The following is a 21,286-nucleotide window of genomic DNA, read 5'->3' as shown; positions in this document are numbered from 1 at the left end:
ATTGTGACGGAACGCGGACGTGAAGTGGATGGCCCGACCCGAGGGAAAGCCTAAAAAAAAGAAATTGAAATTTGGTCCCCGAAACTTCAGGAGGATTTTGAAATTTGAAATTTAGAAATCTTATTCCCGATCCTCTTCTCGGGTGATGGGTTTTTTGACAAATTTGCGAACTTTTTGTTTACCCATATCTTTTTTGACCAGTTTGCCTTTTTCCAAAACTTCCCAGATGCCTTCTTTTTTGCCTTTGACAAAAGTTCCTCGGGCAGCTATTTTGTTTTCAGCGGTGCGAAACACTGCGGGGCCGTCGTATTCTCCATTTTTGTAATTACTCTCCTCCAGCACCAATCCTTGTTCGGTAATTTTGCGGTACACTCCCTCGCGAAGTCCGTTTTTGTAACCACATTCCTCAGCCAGCGCACCGCTTTTGTAAAAAACTTTACGCGTACCATTTAATTTGCCTTTTACATAGAATTCTAATGTCATGATTTGTGGCGAATCTTCATGGTAAAATTTCCATTCGCCTTCTTCCAAGCGATTGACCAATTTACCTTCACTTACTTTATTACCTTTGGGGGTATATACTATAGTGTAACAAGAATTGTCTTTGGGATTGAACTCGCGAGTAGCGATCACCGCACCCTCCTTTGTGTTGTCAAAAAAGCGAAAAGTACCCACCTCTTTACCATGCTCAAAGGTTCCTTCATAGCGCGGGCGCCCCGTATCGGCATAGGTTCCTTTCCAAATTCCATGTTTCTTTCCTTGTGCATCCAACTGGTTAATGGATTGGGAAAACACCCATTGTACACAAAAACAAAAAAGGAGAAGGTAACGCATAAGTAACGGTTTAGGTATGAAACGAAAAATAACCTCTTTTCGTACACAAAAATAACAAAGTTGCATAAAAATATATTTAAGCTTTTTCTTACATTATATATTTCACATTTGTTTAACGACAAACCTTAAACAATTCCTAAAAACGAAAACGTTGTAGGGAAACGTTAAACAAAAAAGTTAAGAATTTTACAAAATGTTCTGTTTAATCTTTAATGAGTATTGCTAAACAAAATAGACCCCTTACATTCGATAAAACTTTTTAAAAATTGTCTTATGAAAACAAACAGATTAAAACAATTCGCCTTGATTGCCTTCATGGCGTTGGGTCTAACCGCTTGTAGCGATGACGACAACAACAATGCACAACCCGACAATACGATTGCCGGTATTGCATCACGTACAACCAACCTATCTTCTTTGGTGGCTGCTTTAAACCGTGCTGAATTAACAGGGGTTTTAAGTGGCAGTGGAAACTTCACTGTATTTGCTCCTACCAATGATGCATTTGCCGCTTTCTTAAGCGCTAACGGTTTTGCCAATGTTGATGCAGTTCCTGTGCCTGTATTAAGAAACTTGTTGTTGAATCATGTTATTGGAACTGAAATTGCAAGCTCAGCGATTCCACCCGCCGTGTATGTATCAACCTTGTCTCCTATCAACGCAACTACCGGTGCACCTACCATCAGTATGTTTGTACAGAAAATAGGAAGTACTGTAACTATTAATGGTGGAGCTTCAAACGGTGGTTCTACAGTAGCTACGGCTGATATCGACGCTAGCAATGGTATCATTCACGTGGTGAGTAATGTAATCGCTATCCCCACGGTAGTAAATCACGTTGTGGCTAACCCTCAGTTTGACACCTTGCAAACTGTGGTGACTAGCGGTGCTTCAGGTGCGTTTGGTGATCAATCGGCAGTTTTAGCAGCGTTAAATGGTTTAACAGCTTCGGCTCCAGCTACAGTATTTGCTCCTGACAATGCTGCCTTTACTGCGGCTACTACAGGTTCTGGATTTGCCGTAGGTGCTACACCAGCGCAAGTATCAAAAGTTTTACAGTACCACGTAACCGTTGCTGGAAATGTACGTTCAAACCAATTGACCAACAACCAATCCATTCCAATGATTACGAATCCTGTACAAAACACTACTGTAATCTTAGGATCAGGAACTGTAGATATTCGTGACTTTGCAAACAATTTAGCCCGTGTTAACCAAGCTGATGTTCAGTGTTCGAATGGTGTAATTCACGGAATAAACCGCGTGTTACAACCCCAGTTGTAATTCGTAAATTTTCTTCATACTTTGAAAAGACTGCCTTCGGGCGGTCTTTTTTTTTGGCTCCTAAACAACTGAAAGCAAACCTCTTCCCTATTACAAGCGTAATTTAATACGATCATAACTATTTCAACATTGAATCACGAATTTCTTTTTAAAGCCTGTTCGTAGAATTATTCTCACTACAAAACCGTCACAAATGTTTCCCTATCGTAGGCAACCCTATCGATAAATAACAAAAAAGGCTGCCCGTAGACAACCTTTTCATATCATTTAATTTGATTTACTTCTTTCCTTTTAATTGCTTTTGCGCTTCGGCTTGTTCCATCATCTCGCGCATCTTGCGTTGAAACTTGCTCTCTTTAGCAGGCTTTTGTTTATTTTCTTGAATTTGTGCGTGGATTTTATCGCTATCAATAAAATATTTTTTAATCACCAACATTACCCCAATGGTCACGACGTTGGACATGAAGTTGTACAAACTCAAGCCTGAACCGTAGCTATTGAAGAAAATCAACATCATAATTGGCGACACATAAATCATAATCTTCATCAACTTGGCCATATCGGGCATACCCTCTTGTGCAGGTTGGGCCATGGCCGCATTATCGCCAGAAGTCATTTTCATGTAGAAGAAAATCGCAATCGCCGCCAAGATGGGAAACAAACTAATGTGATTTCCATACAACGGAATATAGAACGGCAATTTGGCTATGGCATCAAATGACGATAAATCTTCAGCCCATAAAAAGCTTTTCTGACGCAATTCGATAGCCGCAGGGAAAAACTGAAACGATGCATAAACAAAAGGCAATTGAATCAGTGCGGGAATACAGCCTGCCATCGGATTCACACCCGCTTTGGAGTATAATTTCATCATCTCCTGCTGACGCTTTACCGGATCTTTGTGTTTGTTGTTCAACTCGGTAATCTCGGGACGCAACACCTTCATTTTGGCTTGGGATAAGAACGACTTGAAGGTAATGGGAGACATGGCTAACTTGATGATGATCGTAAACAAAATAATCGCCCATCCAAAAGCCATCCACCCGCCTAATAGTCCAAATAAGGGAACAAAAATGAATTTGTTAATCCAACCGAATATTCCCCAACCCATGGGAACAACTTCATCCAAATTGCGGTCGTAACTGTTCAAAAGCTTGTAATCGGCAGGGCCAAAATACCAATTCATTTTATAATCCAATTCGCCTTGCGCCAATTCCAAAGGTACACGCGTGGTCAATTGTTTGGTAAATACAGTATCTTTTTCAGCATCTTTGACCAAATCATCCGAGGTAAGCTTGGCTGTTTTAAACGGTTTATTGGTCATCAATACCGAAGCAAAAAAATGCTGACGATAAGCCACATAAGTCACTGACTCCGGATTTTCTTCTTTTCCTTGCCCTTGTCCTACATAATCGTCTTTACCATCTTCATATTCAAAAATGGTTTCAGTGTAGCGATTTTCATACGGGATGCTAATCTCATTACGGAAGGTTTTTAACGACCAGTCCAATTGCACTGGGTCATTCGGAGCCAATACATTGCGCAACCCTTGGGAACGCACATCAAAGTCCAACATATAATCGTTGGCTTTCAAAACATACTTATATTCCAAAAAGGCATTAGGGCCTGCTTTCAGTTTCATCGACAAGACCTGATCAGCGCCTACTTTGGTCAGTTGGGGTTCAAAAAACAAGTCTTTCGTTTGTAACACACGGTTGTCGGTTGTTTTGACTTCTAAGTTGAATTGCGAATTTTTCTGATCAACCAATTGCACCAACTGCCCCGAGTTTTTACGGAACTTTTCAAATTTTTTCAAAATCACTTGCTGTACCGCACCCCCTTGATTGGCTACCACGATTTTCACCAAGTCATTTTCCAATACAGTCGTTCCTCCTTTGGCAGAAGGCAATGTCGCTGCATAGGCAAACTTACCGAATTTCGACTCAGCGGCTTTCACTGCGTTGCTATCGGCTACCGTAGTATCGCTGGGTAGAGAAGGTGTTGCGGCTGGCGTGTCTTTTTTAGGGGTGGATTTTTGAGCGGTGGTAGCTTTGCCCGTTTGGGCTTTTTGCTGCTCCTGACTGGAGTTATACATCATCCACAGAATCAATACAAAGAGCAGGGCGAATCCGATAACCGAATTCTTATCAAACTTTTTTTCTTCCATTATAATCTACATTGCGCCGGACCTTCAGGCCACAGCTTACATTTTATTTTTTACAATTGCGGCTACAAAGCTAACAAAAATTGGCTGTGGATTTGCAACGGTACTCTTATATTCAGGATGGTATTGCACGCCGATGAAAAAGGGATGGTTTTCCAACTCGACAATTTCAACCAAACCGGTTTCTGGATTTATCCCTGAACTAACCAAACCTGCCTCTTCCAATGCCTCGGCATAACGGTTATTGTATTCGTAGCGATGGCGGTGACGCTCGCTTATTTGATCTTTTCCATAAATGCGATGCGCTAAGGTTCCGGGCTTTAAATTGCAGGTCCAAGCACCCAAACGCATCGTACCTCCTTTTTCAGTAACGTTTTTTTGACTCTCCATCAAATCAATGACAGGATGCGGCGTTTCGGGATTCATTTCGGTCGAATTGGCTTCTGCCAAATGAAGTACATGGCGTGCATATTCAATAACGGCCATTTGCATTCCCAAACAAATTCCGAAGAAAGGCAATTGATGCTCCCGTGCGTATTGAACCGTAGCGATTTTCCCTTCAATTCCGCGCTCCCCAAAACCGGGAGCCACCAAAATCCCATCAATATCCTTGAGCTTTTCAGCTACATTGGTCGCATTGATGTACTCTGAATGAATGCTCACCACATTGACCTTAGTCTCGTTGGCGGCACCCGCGTGAATAAAAGCTTCTAAAATGGATTTGTACGAATCTTGCAATTCAACATATTTCCCCACCAATCCGATGTTGATGGTATGCTTTGGATTTTTATGACGCGTTAAAAATGCATTCCACTGGTCCAAATCGGGAGCTGATTTTTCGGGAAGGTTCAACTTTTTCAACGCGACTACATCCAATCCTTCGTCGAGCATTAGGTTGGGCACTTCATAAATGGTTTTTGCATCAATGGATTGGATGACCGCTTCTTTGGTTACGTTGCAAAACAACGCCAACTTTTGGCGCAATTCCGCTGAAAGTTCATGCTCTGTGCGACAAACCAAAATATCGGCTTTGATTCCGCTTTCCATCAAGGTTTTTACCGAGTGCTGGGTGGGTTTGGTTTTCAATTCGCCCGCTGCTGCCAAATACGGCACTAAGGTAAGATGGATCACAATACTGTTGTGCTCCCCCAGTTCCCACACCAATTGACGTACCGATTCGATGTAGGGCAAAGACTCAATGTCGCCCACCGTTCCACCAATCTCGGTAATAATAATATCGTAATCGCCCGTTTGCCCCAATAATTGCATACGGGATTTAATTTCATTGGTTATATGCGGCACCACTTGTACTGTTTTACCTAAAAACTCCCCGCGACGCTCTTTCTCAATCACTGAAAGATACACGCGACCTGTGGTTACATTATTGGCTTGTGAAGTAGGAACATTCAAAAAACGCTCGTAATGCCCTAAGTCCAAATCGGTCTCTGCACCATCATCGGTAACAAAACATTCGCCGTGTTCGTAGGGATTGAGCGTTCCTGGATCGACGTTGATGTAGGGGTCAAATTTTTGGATCGTGGTGCGGTAGCCGCGGGCTTGCAATAACTTGGCTAAAGAAGCTGCAATAATTCCTTTACCCAACGAGGAAGTAACCCCGCCGGTGACAAAGATGTACTTTGTAGTATTCATTCGTGGTGTGTTGTGTTGTTGTAATTTTCGGCCAAAAATACAAACTTATCTGCCAATCTGAAAATGGGACGTCATGCATTTTATTAGGAGTTATCAACCTAACGCGAAGAGTTTCGCAACCGACGTACCAAATCTTCTAAGCCGTTGACTTGCAACTCATGAACTAAGCGCAATTGAACACCCAAGGTTCCTGAGGGCAATCGGTTATTTTGCAACCACACTACATAATACTCGGGCAAATCAATCAAATACCGCCCTTTGTATTTGCCATAAGGCATTTGAGCTTGGGCTAAATCGAGTAAGGCTTTGTGCTGGGGATTCATGCCGGCCAATGGAAAACAATGTCCTGCGTAATCTCGGGATGTAAACTGTAATGCACGGGACATGTCATGGCGGTGCGCTCTAAAATGACTTTTGTTTTATCATCTACAGCGGTGACAAAGTTGAATACAATATGAATCGCCGAAATGCGTCGGGGATCGGTTCCCATCACTTTGGTTACCTCAGCTGTCGAACCCGCTAAATCCACTCCCAAATCCCGAGCTTTGATGCCCATCACGGTAAACATGCAACTTGCTAAGGCATTGGCAACGGTGTCCGTAGGTGAAAAGGCCGCTCCTTTTCCTTGGTTATCAACAGGAGCATCTGAGATGATGATTGAACCGGACTGCAAATGCTCGGAGGAAGTCCGCAGTTCCCCTTGGTATGTAACGCGTGAGGTAGCCATATTAATTTGCTTGTTTTAATTGTAAATCGTCATCGTAATATAAAATGTAAATTCCCGTATTGGCATAGCCTCCCGAAACTTTACGCGCGTAATCAAAACGGTTTTCCAAATGCTCGGAGGCCGCGTCTAAAGTTCCTGTAAATCCATTTTCTTGCGAAATACGCAAAAGAGTATCAAAAGTGACATCAAACCCGCGAATCGCATAGGTATTGGGAAATACTTTATTCTTTTTTCGGTAGGCAAAATCAAATTGCTCGGCGGTGGGACTGTCGTTTTCACGCGCGACAGAAGGGTACATCAATTTTAACTTGGTCAAACGCGCTATCGGAATCTCTTCGTAATCTAAAGTTTCATTGGCTTCCAAAATCACTAATTGTACTTTATAGTCTTTTTGTGCAGCCACCATAGAAGCTGTGGTTGTCATGACTGCTCCTGTTTTCTCAGTCGCCAAAATCACATAGTTTATACGGTCTTTCAGAAAATGTTTTTTAATACTATCGGCAACTACCGAGCCGTTTTCGGCAACTCCTACTATTTTTACGCCTTCATAATAATCCCGCAAATACTGTCGCATGGACTGTTTTTTGGGAGAAACCACCGCAATAATATTACCATTTTTGGCTTGAAGGTAATCCAACATGGCTGCTTTGGTAGCATCGGGCAAAGGGGTCGATTGAAACAAGTTGCTGTAACTCTTCCCTTCCTCACGAGATAAAGGGGAAATCACGGGAATCTTTTGAGGTTCCAAGGCTGCTGCTACTTTTTCGACGTTAATTTGGTAAAACGGACCGATTACAGCATCTACCTGCGAAAAATCTTCTTGCTTCAGCAAATCCAAAGCCGCGGTCGATTGGCGGGACTCTTGTGAATCATAAATACGGACATTCACGTTCAACCCTAAGGTGCGCGCCGAATCAATCGCCATCAAAGCACCCGAATAAAAGTCCAAGGTCATGTTTAAAAACTTATCCTTCTTCAAGCGTTCGATCACACCTGTTACGGTATCATTCTGAATTTTAGCGGCATTAAAAGGTAAAAATAGCACTAACTCTCGACGCTTTTGTTTGTTGGCGGATTGTGACAGGTCTTTTATCCCACTGTCCGTGCGGTTTTTGGCAAAGGAAACTTGCAGGGGGACTTGCAACACCATGCCTTCTTTGAGTCCGTCTTTAAGTTCGGGATTCAGACGCAACAGTGCCGCCTCTGACAAGCCAAATTGACGACTCAAACTAAATACCGTTTCTCCATTTTGCACCGTATAGGAGAGCGTTTCAACCGGTTTGTTTTTAATCGGTTCGGTTACTATTGGCGCAGGTTTGGAGGTACTTTTCTTGATTTTCAATACCGCGCCTACCGGTAAACTGTCGGCAATCGTAGGATTTTGGGCCTCCAACTCGGACACACTAATCCCATAGCGGGTGGCAATCCCATACTTGGTTTCTTGCGCCTGCACCACATGGGTAATTTCGGTTGTTGAAGGAGCAGGCATAGGTTTGGGAGCAGGTACGCCTTTTTTCAATACCAACACCATGCCTGTTTGTAAACCATTGGCTTTCAATTGTGGATTCATGGCTTCCAAAGCCCCAGCAGGTAGTCCATACTTTTTGGAAATGCTAAAAACCGTTTCTTTGGCCAGCACGGTGTGGGTGGCTGGAACAGGAGTTTGTGCTGTCGTTGTATTGGGTTTATGGGTTGCAACCGCCGGAGTCGCTTTAGTTTTTGGCACTACTGCATTCGGTGGCAGTACAAGTACCATAGCAGGTTTGAGTCCGTTTTTGGCCTCTGGATTTACCTTGTACAGGTCGTATGGTGTCACTTGGTATTTTTGAGCCAAAGAAACCACTGTTTCTCCTGCGACAACTTTGTGTGTTCGGTTTTGTGCGTTAAGGGAAATACTGCATAAAAAGCTCAGTACCCATCCCCAATAAATCCCTTTCATTCCGTTATCGTTTTAAAATCGTTATTCCCATTCAATGGTGGCTGGGGGCTTGGAACTGATGTCATACACCACGCGATTTACCCCGCGCACCTTATTGATTATCTCGTTGGAGATTTTCATCAAAAAATCATACGGCAAGTGCACCCAGTCGGCAGTCATTCCGTCGGTCGATTCTACCGCACGTAAGGCGACTACTTTTTCGTAGGTACGTTCATCGCCCATGACCCCTACACTGTTTACGGGCAGTAAAATAGCCCCTGCTTGCCACACTTTATCATAGAGTCCATGTGCTTTCAAGCCGTCGATAAATAAGGCATCTACTTCTTGAAGTATACGTACTTTTTCGGGAGTTATGTCACCTAATATACGAATCGACAAGCCTGGTCCGGGAAACGGATGACGCCCTAATAACTCGGCATTAATCCCCAACGAAGCGCCTACGCGACGAACTTCATCTTTAAACAACATGCGCAGCGGCTCCACGATTTTTAATTTCATAAAATCGGGCAATCCTCCTACATTGTGGTGCGATTTGATGGTCGCTGAGGGGCCTTTCACCGAAACCGACTCAATTACATCGGGATAAATGGTTCCTTGGGCAAGCCATTTTACATCGGTCAATTGCTGCGCCTCATCGTCAAAAACCTCGATAAAAACGCGACCAATCGTTTTGCGTTTGGTTTCGGGGTCACTAATGCCTTCCAAGGCGGTCAAAAAACGTGCCGAAGCATCAACCCCTTTCACATTAAGTCCCATTCCTTGGTATTGTTGCAACACATTTTCAAATTCTTTCTTGCGCAACAATCCGTTATTCACGAAAATACAATACAAATTTTTCCCGATGGCTTTGTGCAAAAGAACAGCTGCCACCGTTGAATCTACCCCTCCTGAAAGTCCCAAGACCACTTTGTCATTTTGCACTTTCTCACGCAACTCTACCACGATGTCTTCTACAAAGGCGTTAGGGGTAAAGTTTTGCGGCACTTGGGCTATTTTAACCAAAAAATTCTCCAACAATTGCTTTCCATCGATGGAGTGGTATACTTCGGGGTGAAATTGAATGGCATACGTGGGTTCGCCTTCCAAACGATAGGCGGCGTTTTCGACATCTTTGGTACTTGCCAAACGAATCCCTTGCGGCGGTAAAGCTTTAATGGTATCGCTGTGGCTCATCCAAACTTGGGAGTTTAGAGCGATTTCCTCAAAAAAGTCCTCGTCGTCCTTGATGTACGTCAAATTGGCTCGCCCGTATTCTCGGGTGGCACTCGGCGCCACTTCGCCCCCATTGAAATGGGCCAAATATTGCGCTCCGTAACAAACCGCCAGTAGTGGGAGCTTACCGCGTATCTGACTCAAATCGGGATGTGGTGCGTCTTCGGCACGAACCGAAAACGGACTACCAGAGAGAATTACAGCCTTGAACGACGATAAGTCTTCGGGCATGTGGTTGTAAGGAAAAATTTCACAAAAAATGTGGAGTTCACGAACGCGTCGGGCAATAAGCTGCGTGTACTGTGAACCGAAATCGAGAATAAGTACGTTGTGTTGCATGGGTGTTGTGTTGTCGTCATGAGTGGCCCGAAGGCCAAAATAATGGTTGCAAAATTAGACAAAATAATAGACATGCCTGAATTTTACCGAAGGGTTTCACGGCAAATTTTTCACAATTTGGGGCGGTTGTAAACAATCCCCGCCGGGATCATCTTTACTAACGGAAGAGTTTAAACAAGTTGATTCCCCACACCACATGATGGTCATTGTCGTGTACTACCCGCGTTTCAACAAAGGTAAATTCCTGTGACAGGTCGGCAACAATTGACTCCTTCAAATCATACAGCGACACGATCATATAGCCATTGGGTTGGGCATACCCAGCATAGCGCACGGCCACTTCCGTTCGGTTGTCGAGGTAATACAGTACTTCGTTAAAAAGAATGATATCGAAGGTTCCTGGCGGTGTAAAACGGTGAATGTCGCCCACTTTAAAATCGCATTTAGGGTAGTTTTTTTTACGCGCTTTTAGGATCGCCGTATCCGAAAGGTCAACCCCCAAACAATAGGAGTAATCCTCAGGTTTGAGGTACTGCATGAGCGCCCCATACCCACAGCCGAGGTCCAAGATACGGGGTTCGGGGATAGCACAACTGCGAATTAGGCTCACAATCGCATTGTAGCGATCAGCCTCACTTCCCATATTATCCCATTTGCCAATGGCGTATTTATAATTCCATGTCAGTCGCTTGCGCAACCATTTGAGTTTTTTCTTCCAATCCATAGGCACGGTATCTGTGTATGGGGCTAAAATAAGGAAAAAATCGGGACACACGGCATTGCGTGCGAGTGCGGGGCAGTGTTCAGGGTACAGTCGGGGCAGTGAACAGTATTCAGTGTTCAGTATACAGTGTACAGTTTTCAGTGTACAGTATTCAGTCGTAAGGCGCAAGTCAGTACTTAACAATTCCATTCAAAAATCAACAATCGTTTATCACCATCGCTGCAGCGCCGATTGCAATTGCGGGCCATCGAAGATAAGCCGATGGCGCCCGAGACTTGAGATGAGTTATTTTAAATGTTGTAATTTAAATGATAAATGGGCGTTCTTACACGTCTTCCTTGACTAACGTACAACGACTATTGTCTAACGACTGTTAATTTGTAGTTGAGAAGAAAGAAGAAAGAGCAAAGAAGAAAGAGCAAAGACTGACTTAGGGAAACAAGGAAGCTAATGGCTGAACATTGAACGCCGACTGCTAAAATGACGTACGACTAATCCACTTACGACTTACGAATATATAACTTAAGACTCACCTGCGTCAAGACAAAAAGTAAGGAATCATTTAGTTGCAGTCATTACCAACCAAAGATGATTCCTGTATTGCAGTTATTACTTAATTTCAACAACAAGAAGGGATTGACTTCGTCGAACTTCATTTCGTGGGTGAGCGGGAAACTGAAGTTTTAATATTTTTTTCTTTTGCTATAACTTCAAAAATTAATCTCTTCAATTCTGAAAATGAACAATCTAAATCTCCTGCGAAAATGACATAGGGTGTTCCCATGGATATTTCATTTAATTTGAAAAAAAGATAATTTAGCCCTTTTTCAGTGTTTGAGGTATCTTTTAAAAAGATTGCTATGTAATTATTATTGTTGTACCTTATGGCTTCAATACTGTTGATTTCTTCCCATTTGATAAATTTTTTTTTAAAGAAAGAAAATCCATTATAGATACCGTGATTGTCAATTTTTAAGTGAGCATTTCTGTTGAAAATATTTTTTATAAATATAAATAGTACCAAAATGCAGGTCAAAATACCAACAACAGAAAATATAACTACTGTATTTTTAGTCGGTAGTAAAAAATAAGTATGCTCTGTTGGGTAGCGTAAAAACTTAAAAACCAAAAAATATAATACAAATAGAATCAATAAAATAACAGTAATAGCCCTGAAATAATTTCTATTTTTATTAATTATTATTGTTTTCATATATTAAAGATCTCATACTTTCCCTACACCACGGATGAACAACCCGTTGGTAAACGCATACATCCCTTAGTTCTAAATTACAAAAAAACGACACTTAATTGAATGTCGCTTTACTTTTTATTTTGTGAGCTTGAATTGTACCCGACCCGTTAGCCGAAAGGTTCACGTAAATTCGCGCAGTTGGGGCAATGCCCAAAAAAAAGGCGCCAAAGAGCACCTTAATTCACAATTCATAACTCATAACTCATAACTCCTAATACCCTTCGGTAGGGATCTCAATCTGGTATTTCTTTTTCCCGGGATTGACCAACTTCTTGTCGCGCAACCACGGATTGTGAATTTTCAGGATTTTGTAATTGACCCCTTGCATTTTGGCAAACTTCGCCAAATCGGTAATCGAACTGTCGACTTCAACAATTTTAGTGGGCAAATTTTCATACAATTCATGCTGACTCAAGTCAAAACCATACTGCTTTGGATTTTGCATAATCGCCTTCAAGGCCAAAATTCGGAATACATAACGGTGGGTTTCATCGGTCAATAACAAATCGTAATAGTCGGTAACGCCTTGTTCTTCCAATTTGCGCGTGATGCCACTCATCCCCCCGTTGTAACTCGCCGCAGCCAACGTCCAAGAACCAAATTTTGCTTTGGCCGCCAACAAATATTTGCAAGCCGCTTCGGTCGATTTTTGCAAATGGTACCGTTCATCGACGGTTTCGGTGACCTCCATCCCTTTTTCTTTGGCTGTATCGGGCATAAACTGCCAAACCCCGCGAGCTCCCGCAGAAGAAACCGCATTCGTCAAGGCGCTTTCAATAACGGCTAAATATTTAAAATCATCGGGCACACCGTATTGCTTCAAAATAGGCTCCATCACGGGAAAGGCACGATTGGCACGCTTCATAATCAGCAAAGTCGACGAATGTAAATTGGCATTGACCAATAACTCGCGATCGAAACGTTCTTTCACATCGGCCACATGTAACGGCGTGGGTTCGCCAGCAAAATCAACCTTGGGCGGAAAATACTGTGAGGTTCCTTCGCGAAGTAATTCTTTACGCGCATCACCCGAAAGTGCAAAAATAAAAAGACTGGTAAGTACCACAGCCAATGCTCCAGTAGCCATCCAACGTATCGGTTTCATAGGACAAAGTTTTTTAGTTTAACGCAACATCGCACGGTTTCGTATCCATGCTACAAAGAATCGTTACAAAACTACAAAAATCAGTCCAAACCCCCTATTCTTGGGCTAAAATGGTGGGCAAATGCGCGTTGAGCCAACGGTACTTACTCAAAATCATGGCATGGGTACCGTCTTTTACAGGAATATAGTTGGTGATATGCTTCGTAGGAAACACTTCGTCGTGCGTACCATGAATATGAATAACCGACGGATCAGGCGTAGCGCGGTCCCAACAAATGACTTGTTCTATCGCCCAATCCAAATACTGTTTGTCCCGCATGTGTAAAAACTGTTCGTACAAATGCAACTTCCGTTTTAACGAATCCCCAAAAGCATACTTGACCCATTTCTCTACATCTTGAAGCCAACCCGTAGGCAATAATTTATAGGCTTTGGTGGTTCGCGCTACTTTAAAGCGACGGGGAAATTCGTGTTTCGACTTGACACTGGAGATAATGACAACTTTTCGGGGTTGCAAAAAAGCCTGCATCTCTTGGACCAAAATACCCCCAAAGGAAACACCTACCAAAATTGCGGTCGGATCATGCACCTGAGCTGCCATCCGCTGGGCATACGACGCTAAGGTCTCCTCGGGCTCGGGCAGAAACCACTCCAATAAATGGATTTCAAACGATTCCTTTGGCAGGGAAATTCGCTCAAAAATAGAAGTGCTCGCGGCGAGTCCGGGCATAAAATAAACAGGGATGGGCTTCATACTAAAAGATTTAACGTACTGAACGATGGGAATATTCCAAATTATTCCGAAATTTGCCTAAAATTAATGAATACTACGAAAACAAGATGAACTCAGAGTTAATTTTGGAACAAATGGAAATTAAGGACAACACCTTTGCGCGTCAATTTGAAACGACGTTCAACGGGGAATTAGTTTCTGTGGAATATTCCTTTCAGGAGAAAAAAATCTTCCTGACCCGCATTAACGGTACCGAAAACGAAGCTTTTGTGACCGAATTATTGAAAAACATTATGGAAATCGCTTACGAACGCAAATTAAAAGTCGTCCCTGTTTTTCCTAAAGTGGCGGCATTTATGCGGAAACATCCTACGTATCGCGACTTACTTCCTCCCGGCATTCGGATTTAATCAAACCCCTATAGGCCGTTTCCCCTGAAGCGGCTTTTTTATTCCCCATGGTTCCATGAGCGCTGACCTACTTCGCGATGCCGTTCTCGATTTTTTTGAACACATCGAAAAATACTACGGCTGTACCACCGAAATCACCGAAGGATTGATGACGGGTTCGAGCCAACTCGATCCTGACAACACCACGTGGAACCTCGCCGAGTTTCAACTCATTCGCGCGGCTTATCGCACCACTGGCAATCGATTTATGCTTGAAGGTCCTGGCGTGTATTACGAAATCGCTGCCGAAAAAATCATGGACTTCAAGCAACCGGGCCGCCATAAATACGAGTTCGTCGAAATCTACGGCTACGAGGTGTACCGCATCACCCGGTTGCATTTCCGGTCGAAGTATTAGAAGTAAAAATCTGTTGCATCTTATCTATATTTATATTAACAGATTGTGCTTGGAAAACAAAACATCCGTTAATAAAGAATCGAATTGTATTGCAAAACTTTACAATAAACTCATTCCACGAAAAAATTTATACACTAATTAATTTTATATGAAAGACCTTTTAAGTTCACTGTTCATTGTTATGCTTTTTTGTTCCTGCAAACAAACTTCAAGTATAGTCCAATTAAATAAAAGCCAAATAGAAAAGTCCAAAAAATTAGACTCTCTTTACAGCGAAATGCTTAAATATGGTGAATTTAATGGCAATGTTCTCATCGCTGAAAACGATACAATTATTCTCCAAAAGAGTTATGGTGTTGCCAATAGAGAAAAATTGATAACGCTAAATACAAATTCAATTTTTAATTTGGCCTCAATTACCAAACAATTTACAGCAACTGCAATATATTTATTGGCCAATGAAAATAAGCTCTCACTTGATGATGACTTAACAAAATTTCTTCCTGAACTTCAATATTACAAAGGGATTACCATCAATCATTTGATACATCATACATCGGGGCTGCCTGATTATATGAATCTTTACAATGAAAAAGGAGATCAATCTAAACTTGCAACCAATGATTACATTATTGAGTTATTCGCTAAAGAAAAACCCGAATTACTCTTCAAGCCCAACGAAAAATGGAATTACAGCAACACAGGATACGTTTTGCTCGCTTCAATTATCGAACGCGTTTCTCAAACATCGTACCCCGTTTATTTAAGAGAAAGGATTTTTATTCCTTTAGCTATGACCCAAACAAATGTTTATTGTATACATAAAGATAACCTGAACGTTAAAAATCTAGCTATTGGCTATGAAGAAGATGCTTCAGGAAACTATTTAGGAAACATAGCGTATGCCAAATCTTTTGATGGTGTTTATGGCCAAGGGAGAATATATTCCACAACATCTGATTTATTCAAATGGCTCAAAGGATTAAAACGTAATCAACTACTTTCAGCAGCACAAACAAAGTCTCTCTTCACGAATTACCAATTAAATTCTGGGGAAAATACAAATTATGGTTTTGGTTGGTTCTTAAATACACATAAAGATTATGGAAATTACATAGACCACACAGGCAATTGGGCAGGTTACATAACATTGATTGAGCAGCATTTAGACAATAACAAAACGGTCATTATGCTTCAAAACAACGGAAATGCTACTAGAAAAACAAAAATCCCATTTGTGAATACCCAAAAAATAATGTACGACCAAAAAATCGAACCCAACCTAAGACTTTCCGATGAAATTCTAAATAAATATGCGGGTATATATATATCAGAAAAAGGTAGTGAAACAAAAATCGAATGCAAAGACAAGGCACTTTGGGTTACTATGAATTCAACTATGAAGTTTGAGCTGATACCAAATACAACAACTAAATTTACAGTTGATGGATTCAGTCCAACTGTAACGTATGAATTTATAAGTAATTCAGAAGGAGTGATTGAAAAATGCATAGTTCAACAACCCGCACAAGGCATTGACCTAACATTAAAAAAGAAAAATTAGAAAATTATTATTGGATAAATATATCCATTTTATGAACAAGGTTCTTTGGGTCAAAATAAATTGTCTTTTGATACCACTTTGGAATTTTGGAAAAAAGCAGTGTGGTTCATTAAATCGAGATTCTAATGAACCACAACCACGTTAACAAACTATTTTATTGTTATAAAGAATTACACCGGAACATTCACAAACGTAATGCGCACACCACCGTCTTCATCGATATGCGTCAACTGTACTTCGTGTAACGTATTCACCAATTCTGGATTCCAAGGCGTTTTCACTTTGACATAGTTTTCGGTAAAACCGTAGATGTAGCCTTCTTTGTTTTCGCCTTCAAACAAAACGGTACGGGTGGTTCCTAGCTGACGCTCATAAAACGCACGACGTTTTTTCACCGACAAGCCGCGCAACATCTTGCTGCGTTTCGCACGCACATTATTCGGTACCACACCGTCCATTAAAGCGGCTTCGGTATTATCGCGTTCCGAGTAGGTAAAGACATGCAAATACGAAATATCCAATTCGTTTAAGAAATGATAGGTTTCCAAGAAATGCGCGTCTGTTTCCCCAGGAAAACCTACAATCACATCCACACCAATACAGGCATGCGGCATCACTTCACGAATTTTAGCCACGCGCTCTGTATACAGTTCGCGCAAATACCGGCGCTTCATTTTTTTCAAAATCGCATTACTCCCCGACTGCAACGGAATATGAAAATGCGGTACAAATGTGCGACTCTGCGCCACAAATTCGATGGTTTCATTTTTCAGCAAATTGGGTTCGATAGAGGAAATACGCAAGCGTTCGATGCCTTCCACTTGATCCAAGGCTTGCACCAACTCCAGAAAAGTATGCTCGTGTTTTTTATTGCCAAATTCGCCTTTGCCATAATCGCCAATATTCACACCGGTCAATACAATTTCTTTAATTCCTTGTTGGGAAATTTCGGCTGCGTTACGCAATACATTTTCCATGGTATCACTACGAGAAATCCCGCGCGCAAGAGGAATCGTACAATACGTACATTTGTAATCACAACCGTCTTGCACTTTCAAAAAAGCGCGGGTACGATCGCCGATGGAATAACTGCCTACATAGAAATCCGCTTCTTCAATTTCACAGGAATGCACTTCACCCTTATCATTCTTGGACAAATCGTGAATATAATCGGTGATTTTAAATTTTTCAGTAGCGCCCAATACCAAATCCACCCCATCCACAGCGGCCAACTCTTCGGGTTTTAACTGGGCATAACAGCCCACCGCCGCCACAAAGGCATCGGGATTGAGCTTCAAGGCTTTCTTGACGACTTGCTTGAATTGTTTGTCGGCATTATCGGTAACTGAGCACGTATTAATCACATAGATGTCAGCCACATCTTCAAAATCGACGCGATCGAATCCTTCCTTCTGAAAATTTCTCGCTATAGTAGAGGTTTCCGAGAAATTAAGCTTACAGCCTAAGGTATAAAAGGCTACTTTTTTTTGCTGTTCCATACGAATATACAACCCAAGAATTCGTTGTCAAGTGATTGCGGCCGCAAAGGTATAGCTTTTTCTAATGTGTTAATATAAGAATTTGAAAATGTGTCAATCCCTCATGAATGCATCCACCAACTCAGAAGCTCAGCCTCTCAGAAACTTAGTGGCTCATAACCCCATTGACACATTGACACATTGCCTCATTAACGATACTTCTTCGTCTCCTCAAATACATGTTCCAAAATACGGGCTTCCACCTCGTCAAATTCCACATGACGACGCGCCATCACGATTTTGGCGGTTTGAAACGCTTTATTCGTAAGGTAAGTCGTCATTCCTGAAGCACCGCCCCAACTAAAGCTGGGTACAAAGTTACGTGGAAATCCCGAGCCGAAAATGTTTGAAGAAACACCCACCACCGTTCCGGTATTGAACATGGTATTGATCCCGCATTTGCTGTGATCGCCCATCATCAACCCGCAGAATTGGAGTCCGGTACGGGCAAACCCTTCCGTTTCATAGCTCCACAAGCGCACTTCTTCGTAGTTATTTTTTAAATTGGAATTGTTACTATCGGCCCCAATGTTACACCATTCGCCCAACACCGAATTTCCTAAAAATCCATCGTGCCCTTTGTTGGAATACGCAAATAAAACCGAATTATTTACTTCGCCACCCACACGGCAATGCGGACCCACAGTGGTAGCACCATAAATCTTGGTAGCCAACTTTACTTGAGCTTCTTCACACAACGCAAAGGGACCACGAATCACCGAACCTTCCATGATTTCGGCATTTTTACCAATATAAATCGGACCCGTAGCCGCATTCAAGGTGACAAACTCCAAACGAGCCCCTTCTTCAATAAATATGTTTTCGGGTGCTATAACATTGACTGATTTCGGAATGGGTTGCGAATGACGATCGGCCGTTAGCAGTTCAAAATCTTCGCGTAGGGCTGCATCATTTTTGGCAAAAATATCCCACGTATGTTCAATTTTTAAACATTCTTCTTCATATTCAAGAATATCGTACGAATCAAAATCCACTTCATCTTGGGAGTCGTTGGTATAAAAAGCAATTACGTCTTCGCCGCGCATGATGGCTTGGTTGGGCTCGAGGTTGCGCACCATCTCAACCAAAACTGCATTGGGTAAATACGCCCCATTGAGCATTACATTGACCTCCATTTCGACCATGGGAAACTTTTCCGACAGATACTCTTCGGTTAACGTCGTGGTGGTCGAACCCAAATATTTTTCCCATTTTTCACGAATGGTTAAAATTCCTATGCGAATATCACACACGGGGCGGGTAAACGTAAAAGGTAAAAGAGCATTGCGGACGGGGCCGTCGAAAAGAATATAGTTCATGAGTGAATTTTTCAGCTAATGCGTCAAAACTACGAAGAAATAGGCAATAAAAAAACCACCCCGAAGGATGGCTTTTTCTATTTGAACACACCATAAATACGAATTACTTACCGTGCTTAGCGTATTTAGTTTTGAATTTATCAATACGTCCTGCCGTATCAATCAATTTCGATTTACCAGTATAAAACGGGTGAGAAGTACGAGAAATCTCCATTTTAAACACCGGATACTCCACTCCGTCTACCACAATAGTTTCTTTAGTTTCTACAGTAGATTTCGTAATAAATACATCCTCGTTTGACATATCTTTGAAAGCTACTAATCTGTAATTTTCTGGGTGAATACCTTGTTTCATTTTGTAAATCTTTTTATTAGTTATGAAGCAGTTAGCCTTGATGCTTTTATTCTCAAAAAGGTATCAGCGCGCTGCAACGTTTAGTAATCCTTTTAATTTTGAGAGTGCAAAAATACAACTAATTTTCAATTTTCAAATCTATTTTGCAACTTTTTTGAAAAACAAGCGACACATAATGTCTCAGTTAAATTTATATCTTTGTTTCACTTAAAAAATTTGGGAATATGAATCCTATCGTAAAGAAAAACGCCGTAAACTACGGTATTGTGCTAGCGCTTGTTTCGATGTTAATCAGTACCATCATGTATGTGGTCGATTTAAAGTTGTTTGTCAATATGGGAATTGGCTTTGGACAGATTTTGATTTTTCTAATTGTTTATGGTGTGATGCTTCACAAAACCAAAAAAGAAATGGGTGGGCACATGACCTTCAAAGACGCCTTTACGACCTATTTTATTGCTGCGGGCTTGCGGGTGACGCTGGCTACTGTTTTTATGATCTTTTTGTTCAACGTAGTAGATGTTGAAGCCAAAGATATTGTAAAAGAGCACACGGTTAAATTTCAAGTCGAAATAATGCAAAAAATGGGATCTACCAAAGCACAAATGGAAGAAGCTATTCGACAACTGAAAGAAAGCGACCAATTTGGAATTACAACGCAAATCAAAGGTTTGGCTTTTGCCCTACTAGGAGTTTCGATTGCAGGTCTTATCTTTGCGGCCATTTTTAAATCCAAAGAGCAAACATTTTAGATGAATATTTCTATCGTTATCCCGTTACTCAACGAACAAGAATCGTTACCCGAACTCCACCAATGGATCAAAAGGGTGATGGATCAACACCAATATACCTATGAAGTGTTGTTTATTGATGATGGGAGCACCGACCGTTCATGGGCGGTTATTGAATCATTGTGTCACGAAAGCCCCTGTGTAAAAGGAATTCGCTTTTTTCGCAACTATGGAAAATCACAAGCCCTACACGCTGGTTTTGCTCGCGCGCAAGGCGATGTAGTGATTACTATGGATGCCGATTTACAGGATAGTCCCGATGAAATTCCCGGCTTATATAAAATGATCACTGAGGAAAATTATGACTTGGTTTCAGGCTGGAAAAAGAAACGGTACGACAATGTAGTGACCAAAAATTTACCCTCCAAACTCTTTAATTGGGCCGCACGAAAAACCTCGGGCGTGTACCTCAATGATTTCAATTGTGGCCTTAAAGCCTACCGAAATCTAGTGGTAAAAAATGTAGAAGTATCCGGCGAAATGCACCGGTATATCCCTGTACTCGCCAAAAACGCGGGATTCAATCGTATTGGTGAAAAAGTAGTGATCCACCAAGCGCGAAAATACGGCGAATCCAAATTTGGAATGAGTCGATTTATCAATGGTTTTTTGGACTTAATTACCATTTGGTTCCTCTCCCGCTATGGCAAACGACCCATGCACTTGTTTGGGGCATTCGGAGCCTTGATGTTTGTCCTCGGATTCCTTTCTACAGCGTTTATCATTGTGGTAAAACTCATCAAACTCTATACCGGGTTTCACACCATTTTGGTCACCGACAACCCTTTATTTTACATTGCACTTACTTCGATGATTATCGGCACGCAACTCTTTTTGGCGGGATTTCTCGGTGAAATCATATTACGAACCAAAAACAACGAAGAGCGTTACAAAATTGCCGAAGAACGGTAATCAACACAACCCCTAACTTAAGCTTACAATACCT

General features: G+C 41.8%; 20 protein-coding genes. 6 read left to right on the top strand and 14 right to left on the bottom strand.

The window, feature by feature from the left end; all coding sequences use genetic code 11:
* Window positions 1-120: 120 nt before the first annotated feature.
* Window positions 121-834, bottom strand: coding sequence for a hypothetical protein (locus tag O9316_RS01390; RefSeq protein ID WP_298204887.1), 714 nt, complete (start codon window positions 832-834; stop codon window positions 121-123).
* A gap of 273 nt (window positions 835-1,107) precedes the next feature.
* On the opposite strand from O9316_RS01390, the gene O9316_RS01385 reads away from it, so the two are divergent.
* Window positions 1,108-2,118, top strand: coding sequence for a fasciclin domain-containing protein (locus O9316_RS01385; RefSeq protein WP_298204886.1), 1,011 nt, complete (start codon window positions 1,108-1,110; stop codon window positions 2,116-2,118).
* 277 nt (window positions 2,119-2,395) lie between these two features.
* Here O9316_RS01385 and yidC read toward each other — a convergent pair whose 3' ends face one another.
* From yidC to O9316_RS01335, 10 genes are all read right to left on the bottom strand, one after another.
* Window positions 2,396-4,285: a membrane protein insertase YidC gene (gene yidC / locus O9316_RS01380; RefSeq protein ID WP_298204885.1), complete on the bottom strand. Its 1,890-nt coding sequence runs from the start codon at window positions 4,283-4,285 to the stop codon at window positions 2,396-2,398.
* Window positions 4,286-4,321: 36 nt separating this feature from the next.
* Window positions 4,322-5,932, bottom strand: a complete 1,611-nt coding sequence (locus O9316_RS01375; protein WP_298204884.1) for a CTP synthase — start codon at window positions 5,930-5,932, stop codon at window positions 4,322-4,324.
* A 98-nt stretch (window positions 5,933-6,030) separates the two neighbouring features.
* Window positions 6,031-6,255: a DUF3820 family protein gene (locus tag O9316_RS01370; RefSeq protein WP_298204883.1), complete on the bottom strand. Its 225-nt coding sequence runs from the start codon at window positions 6,253-6,255 to the stop codon at window positions 6,031-6,033.
* Entirely contained in the window at window positions 6,252-6,659 is a 408-nt protein-coding gene (locus O9316_RS01365; protein WP_298204882.1) for an OsmC family protein, read from the bottom strand. Before O9316_RS01365 ends, O9316_RS01370 begins: the two co-directional genes overlap by 4 nt.
* 1 nt (window position 6,660) lies before the next feature.
* On the bottom strand, window positions 6,661-8,598 hold the full coding sequence (locus O9316_RS01360) for a LysM peptidoglycan-binding domain-containing protein (RefSeq protein ID WP_298204881.1): 1,938 nt from the start codon (window positions 8,596-8,598) through the stop codon (window positions 6,661-6,663).
* Window positions 8,599-8,619: 21 nt separating this feature from the next.
* Complete coding sequence (gene guaA, locus O9316_RS01355; protein WP_298204880.1) at window positions 8,620-10,149, bottom strand: glutamine-hydrolyzing GMP synthase; 1,530 nt, start codon at window positions 10,147-10,149, stop codon at window positions 8,620-8,622.
* A gap of 157 nt (window positions 10,150-10,306) precedes the next feature.
* Complete coding sequence (locus O9316_RS01350; RefSeq protein ID WP_298204879.1) at window positions 10,307-10,873, bottom strand: trans-aconitate 2-methyltransferase; 567 nt, start codon at window positions 10,871-10,873, stop codon at window positions 10,307-10,309.
* Between the two features lie 652 nt (window positions 10,874-11,525).
* A complete protein-coding gene (locus tag O9316_RS01345; protein ID WP_298346901.1) occupies window positions 11,526-12,086 on the bottom strand; it encodes an STM3941 family protein in 561 nt (186 codons plus the stop codon).
* Between the two features lie 253 nt (window positions 12,087-12,339).
* Complete coding sequence (locus tag O9316_RS01340; RefSeq protein ID WP_298204877.1) at window positions 12,340-13,233, bottom strand: lytic transglycosylase domain-containing protein; 894 nt, start codon at window positions 13,231-13,233, stop codon at window positions 12,340-12,342.
* 94 nt (window positions 13,234-13,327) lie between these two features.
* Window positions 13,328-13,987 (bottom strand): alpha/beta hydrolase, encoded by a 660-nt coding sequence (locus O9316_RS01335; RefSeq protein WP_298204876.1) that lies wholly within the window; start codon window positions 13,985-13,987, stop codon window positions 13,328-13,330.
* Window positions 13,988-14,100: 113 nt separating this feature from the next.
* Here O9316_RS01335 and O9316_RS01330 point away from each other — a divergent pair, with 113 nt between their 5' ends.
* The 3 genes from O9316_RS01330 to O9316_RS01320 all read left to right on the top strand — a co-directional run bounded on the left by O9316_RS01330 (window position 14,101) and on the right by O9316_RS01320 (window position 16,337).
* Window positions 14,101-14,376, top strand: coding sequence for a GNAT family N-acetyltransferase (locus tag O9316_RS01330; RefSeq protein WP_073363363.1), 276 nt, complete (start codon window positions 14,101-14,103; stop codon window positions 14,374-14,376).
* 55 nt (window positions 14,377-14,431) lie between these two features.
* A complete protein-coding gene (locus O9316_RS01325; RefSeq protein WP_298204875.1) occupies window positions 14,432-14,773 on the top strand; it encodes a hypothetical protein in 342 nt (113 codons plus the stop codon).
* A 148-nt stretch (window positions 14,774-14,921) separates the two neighbouring features.
* A complete protein-coding gene (locus O9316_RS01320; protein ID WP_298204874.1) occupies window positions 14,922-16,337 on the top strand; it encodes a serine hydrolase in 1,416 nt (471 codons plus the stop codon).
* Between the two features lie 170 nt (window positions 16,338-16,507).
* Here the strand turns inward: O9316_RS01320 and mtaB are convergent, their stop codons facing one another.
* From mtaB to O9316_RS01305, 3 genes are all read right to left on the bottom strand, one after another.
* Window positions 16,508-17,836 carry a tRNA (N(6)-L-threonylcarbamoyladenosine(37)-C(2))-methylthiotransferase MtaB gene (gene mtaB, locus O9316_RS01315; protein ID WP_298204873.1) on the bottom strand — a complete coding sequence of 443 codons (1,329 nt, stop codon included), beginning with the start codon at window positions 17,834-17,836 and terminating at the stop codon, window positions 16,508-16,510.
* Window positions 17,837-18,024: 188 nt separating this feature from the next.
* Window positions 18,025-19,194 (bottom strand): GlmU family protein, encoded by a 1,170-nt coding sequence (locus O9316_RS01310; protein ID WP_298204872.1) that lies wholly within the window; start codon window positions 19,192-19,194, stop codon window positions 18,025-18,027.
* A 103-nt stretch (window positions 19,195-19,297) separates the two neighbouring features.
* Window positions 19,298-19,549 (bottom strand): type B 50S ribosomal protein L31, encoded by a 252-nt coding sequence (locus O9316_RS01305; RefSeq protein ID WP_073363251.1) that lies wholly within the window; start codon window positions 19,547-19,549, stop codon window positions 19,298-19,300.
* 224 nt (window positions 19,550-19,773) lie between these two features.
* Between O9316_RS01305 and O9316_RS01300 the strand changes: the two genes are divergently transcribed.
* On the top strand, window positions 19,774-20,301 hold the full coding sequence (locus O9316_RS01300; RefSeq protein WP_298204871.1) for a DUF4199 domain-containing protein: 528 nt from the start codon (window positions 19,774-19,776) through the stop codon (window positions 20,299-20,301).
* Window positions 20,302-21,252: a glycosyltransferase family 2 protein gene (locus O9316_RS01295; protein ID WP_298204870.1), complete on the top strand. Its 951-nt coding sequence runs from the start codon at window positions 20,302-20,304 to the stop codon at window positions 21,250-21,252.
* The last annotated feature ends 34 nt before the right edge of the window (window positions 21,253-21,286 follow it).

Source organism: Flavobacterium sp. (genome assembly GCF_027533505.1).
Lineage (GTDB): Bacteria > Bacteroidota > Bacteroidia > Flavobacteriales > Flavobacteriaceae > Flavobacterium.
This window is presented reverse-complemented; position numbering and strand designations above follow the sequence as displayed.

Excerpts from the sequence above, each read along its gene's own strand:
- O9316_RS01360 (WP_298204881.1), bottom strand. The coding sequence starts at position 8,598 with ATGAAAGGGATTTATTGGGGATGGGTACTGAGCTTTTTATGCAGTATT.
- O9316_RS01390 (WP_298204887.1), bottom strand. The coding sequence starts at position 834 with ATGCGTTACCTTCTCCTTTTTTGTTTTTGTGTACAATGGGTGTTTTCC.
- guaA (WP_298204880.1), bottom strand. The coding sequence starts at position 10,149 with ATGCAACACAACGTACTTATTCTCGATTTCGGTTCACAGTACACGCAG.
- O9316_RS01330 (WP_073363363.1), top strand. The coding sequence starts at position 14,101 with ATGGAAATTAAGGACAACACCTTTGCGCGTCAATTTGAAACGACGTTC.
- O9316_RS01295 (WP_298204870.1), top strand. The coding sequence starts at position 20,302 with ATGAATATTTCTATCGTTATCCCGTTACTCAACGAACAAGAATCGTTA.
- O9316_RS01335 (WP_298204876.1), bottom strand. The coding sequence starts at position 13,987 with ATGAAGCCCATCCCTGTTTATTTTATGCCCGGACTCGCCGCGAGCACT.
- yidC (WP_298204885.1), bottom strand. The coding sequence starts at position 4,285 with ATGGAAGAAAAAAAGTTTGATAAGAATTCGGTTATCGGATTCGCCCTG.
- mtaB (WP_298204873.1), bottom strand. The coding sequence starts at position 17,836 with ATGGAACAGCAAAAAAAAGTAGCCTTTTATACCTTAGGCTGTAAGCTT.
- O9316_RS01365 (WP_298204882.1), bottom strand. The coding sequence starts at position 6,659 with ATGGCTACCTCACGCGTTACATACCAAGGGGAACTGCGGACTTCCTCC.
- O9316_RS01385 (WP_298204886.1), top strand. The coding sequence starts at position 1,108 with ATGAAAACAAACAGATTAAAACAATTCGCCTTGATTGCCTTCATGGCG.
- O9316_RS01340 (WP_298204877.1), bottom strand. The coding sequence starts at position 13,233 with ATGAAACCGATACGTTGGATGGCTACTGGAGCATTGGCTGTGGTACTT.
- O9316_RS01370 (WP_298204883.1), bottom strand. The coding sequence starts at position 6,255 with ATGAATCCCCAGCACAAAGCCTTACTCGATTTAGCCCAAGCTCAAATG.
- O9316_RS01305 (WP_073363251.1), bottom strand. The coding sequence starts at position 19,549 with ATGAAACAAGGTATTCACCCAGAAAATTACAGATTAGTAGCTTTCAAA.
- O9316_RS01350 (WP_298204879.1), bottom strand. The coding sequence starts at position 10,873 with ATGGATTGGAAGAAAAAACTCAAATGGTTGCGCAAGCGACTGACATGG.
- O9316_RS01345 (WP_298346901.1), bottom strand. The coding sequence starts at position 12,086 with ATGAAAACAATAATAATTAATAAAAATAGAAATTATTTCAGGGCTATT.
- O9316_RS01375 (WP_298204884.1), bottom strand. The coding sequence starts at position 5,932 with ATGAATACTACAAAGTACATCTTTGTCACCGGCGGGGTTACTTCCTCG.
- O9316_RS01325 (WP_298204875.1), top strand. The coding sequence starts at position 14,432 with ATGAGCGCTGACCTACTTCGCGATGCCGTTCTCGATTTTTTTGAACAC.
- O9316_RS01310 (WP_298204872.1), bottom strand. The coding sequence starts at position 19,194 with ATGAACTATATTCTTTTCGACGGCCCCGTCCGCAATGCTCTTTTACCT.
- O9316_RS01320 (WP_298204874.1), top strand. The coding sequence starts at position 14,922 with ATGAAAGACCTTTTAAGTTCACTGTTCATTGTTATGCTTTTTTGTTCC.
- O9316_RS01300 (WP_298204871.1), top strand. The coding sequence starts at position 19,774 with ATGAATCCTATCGTAAAGAAAAACGCCGTAAACTACGGTATTGTGCTA.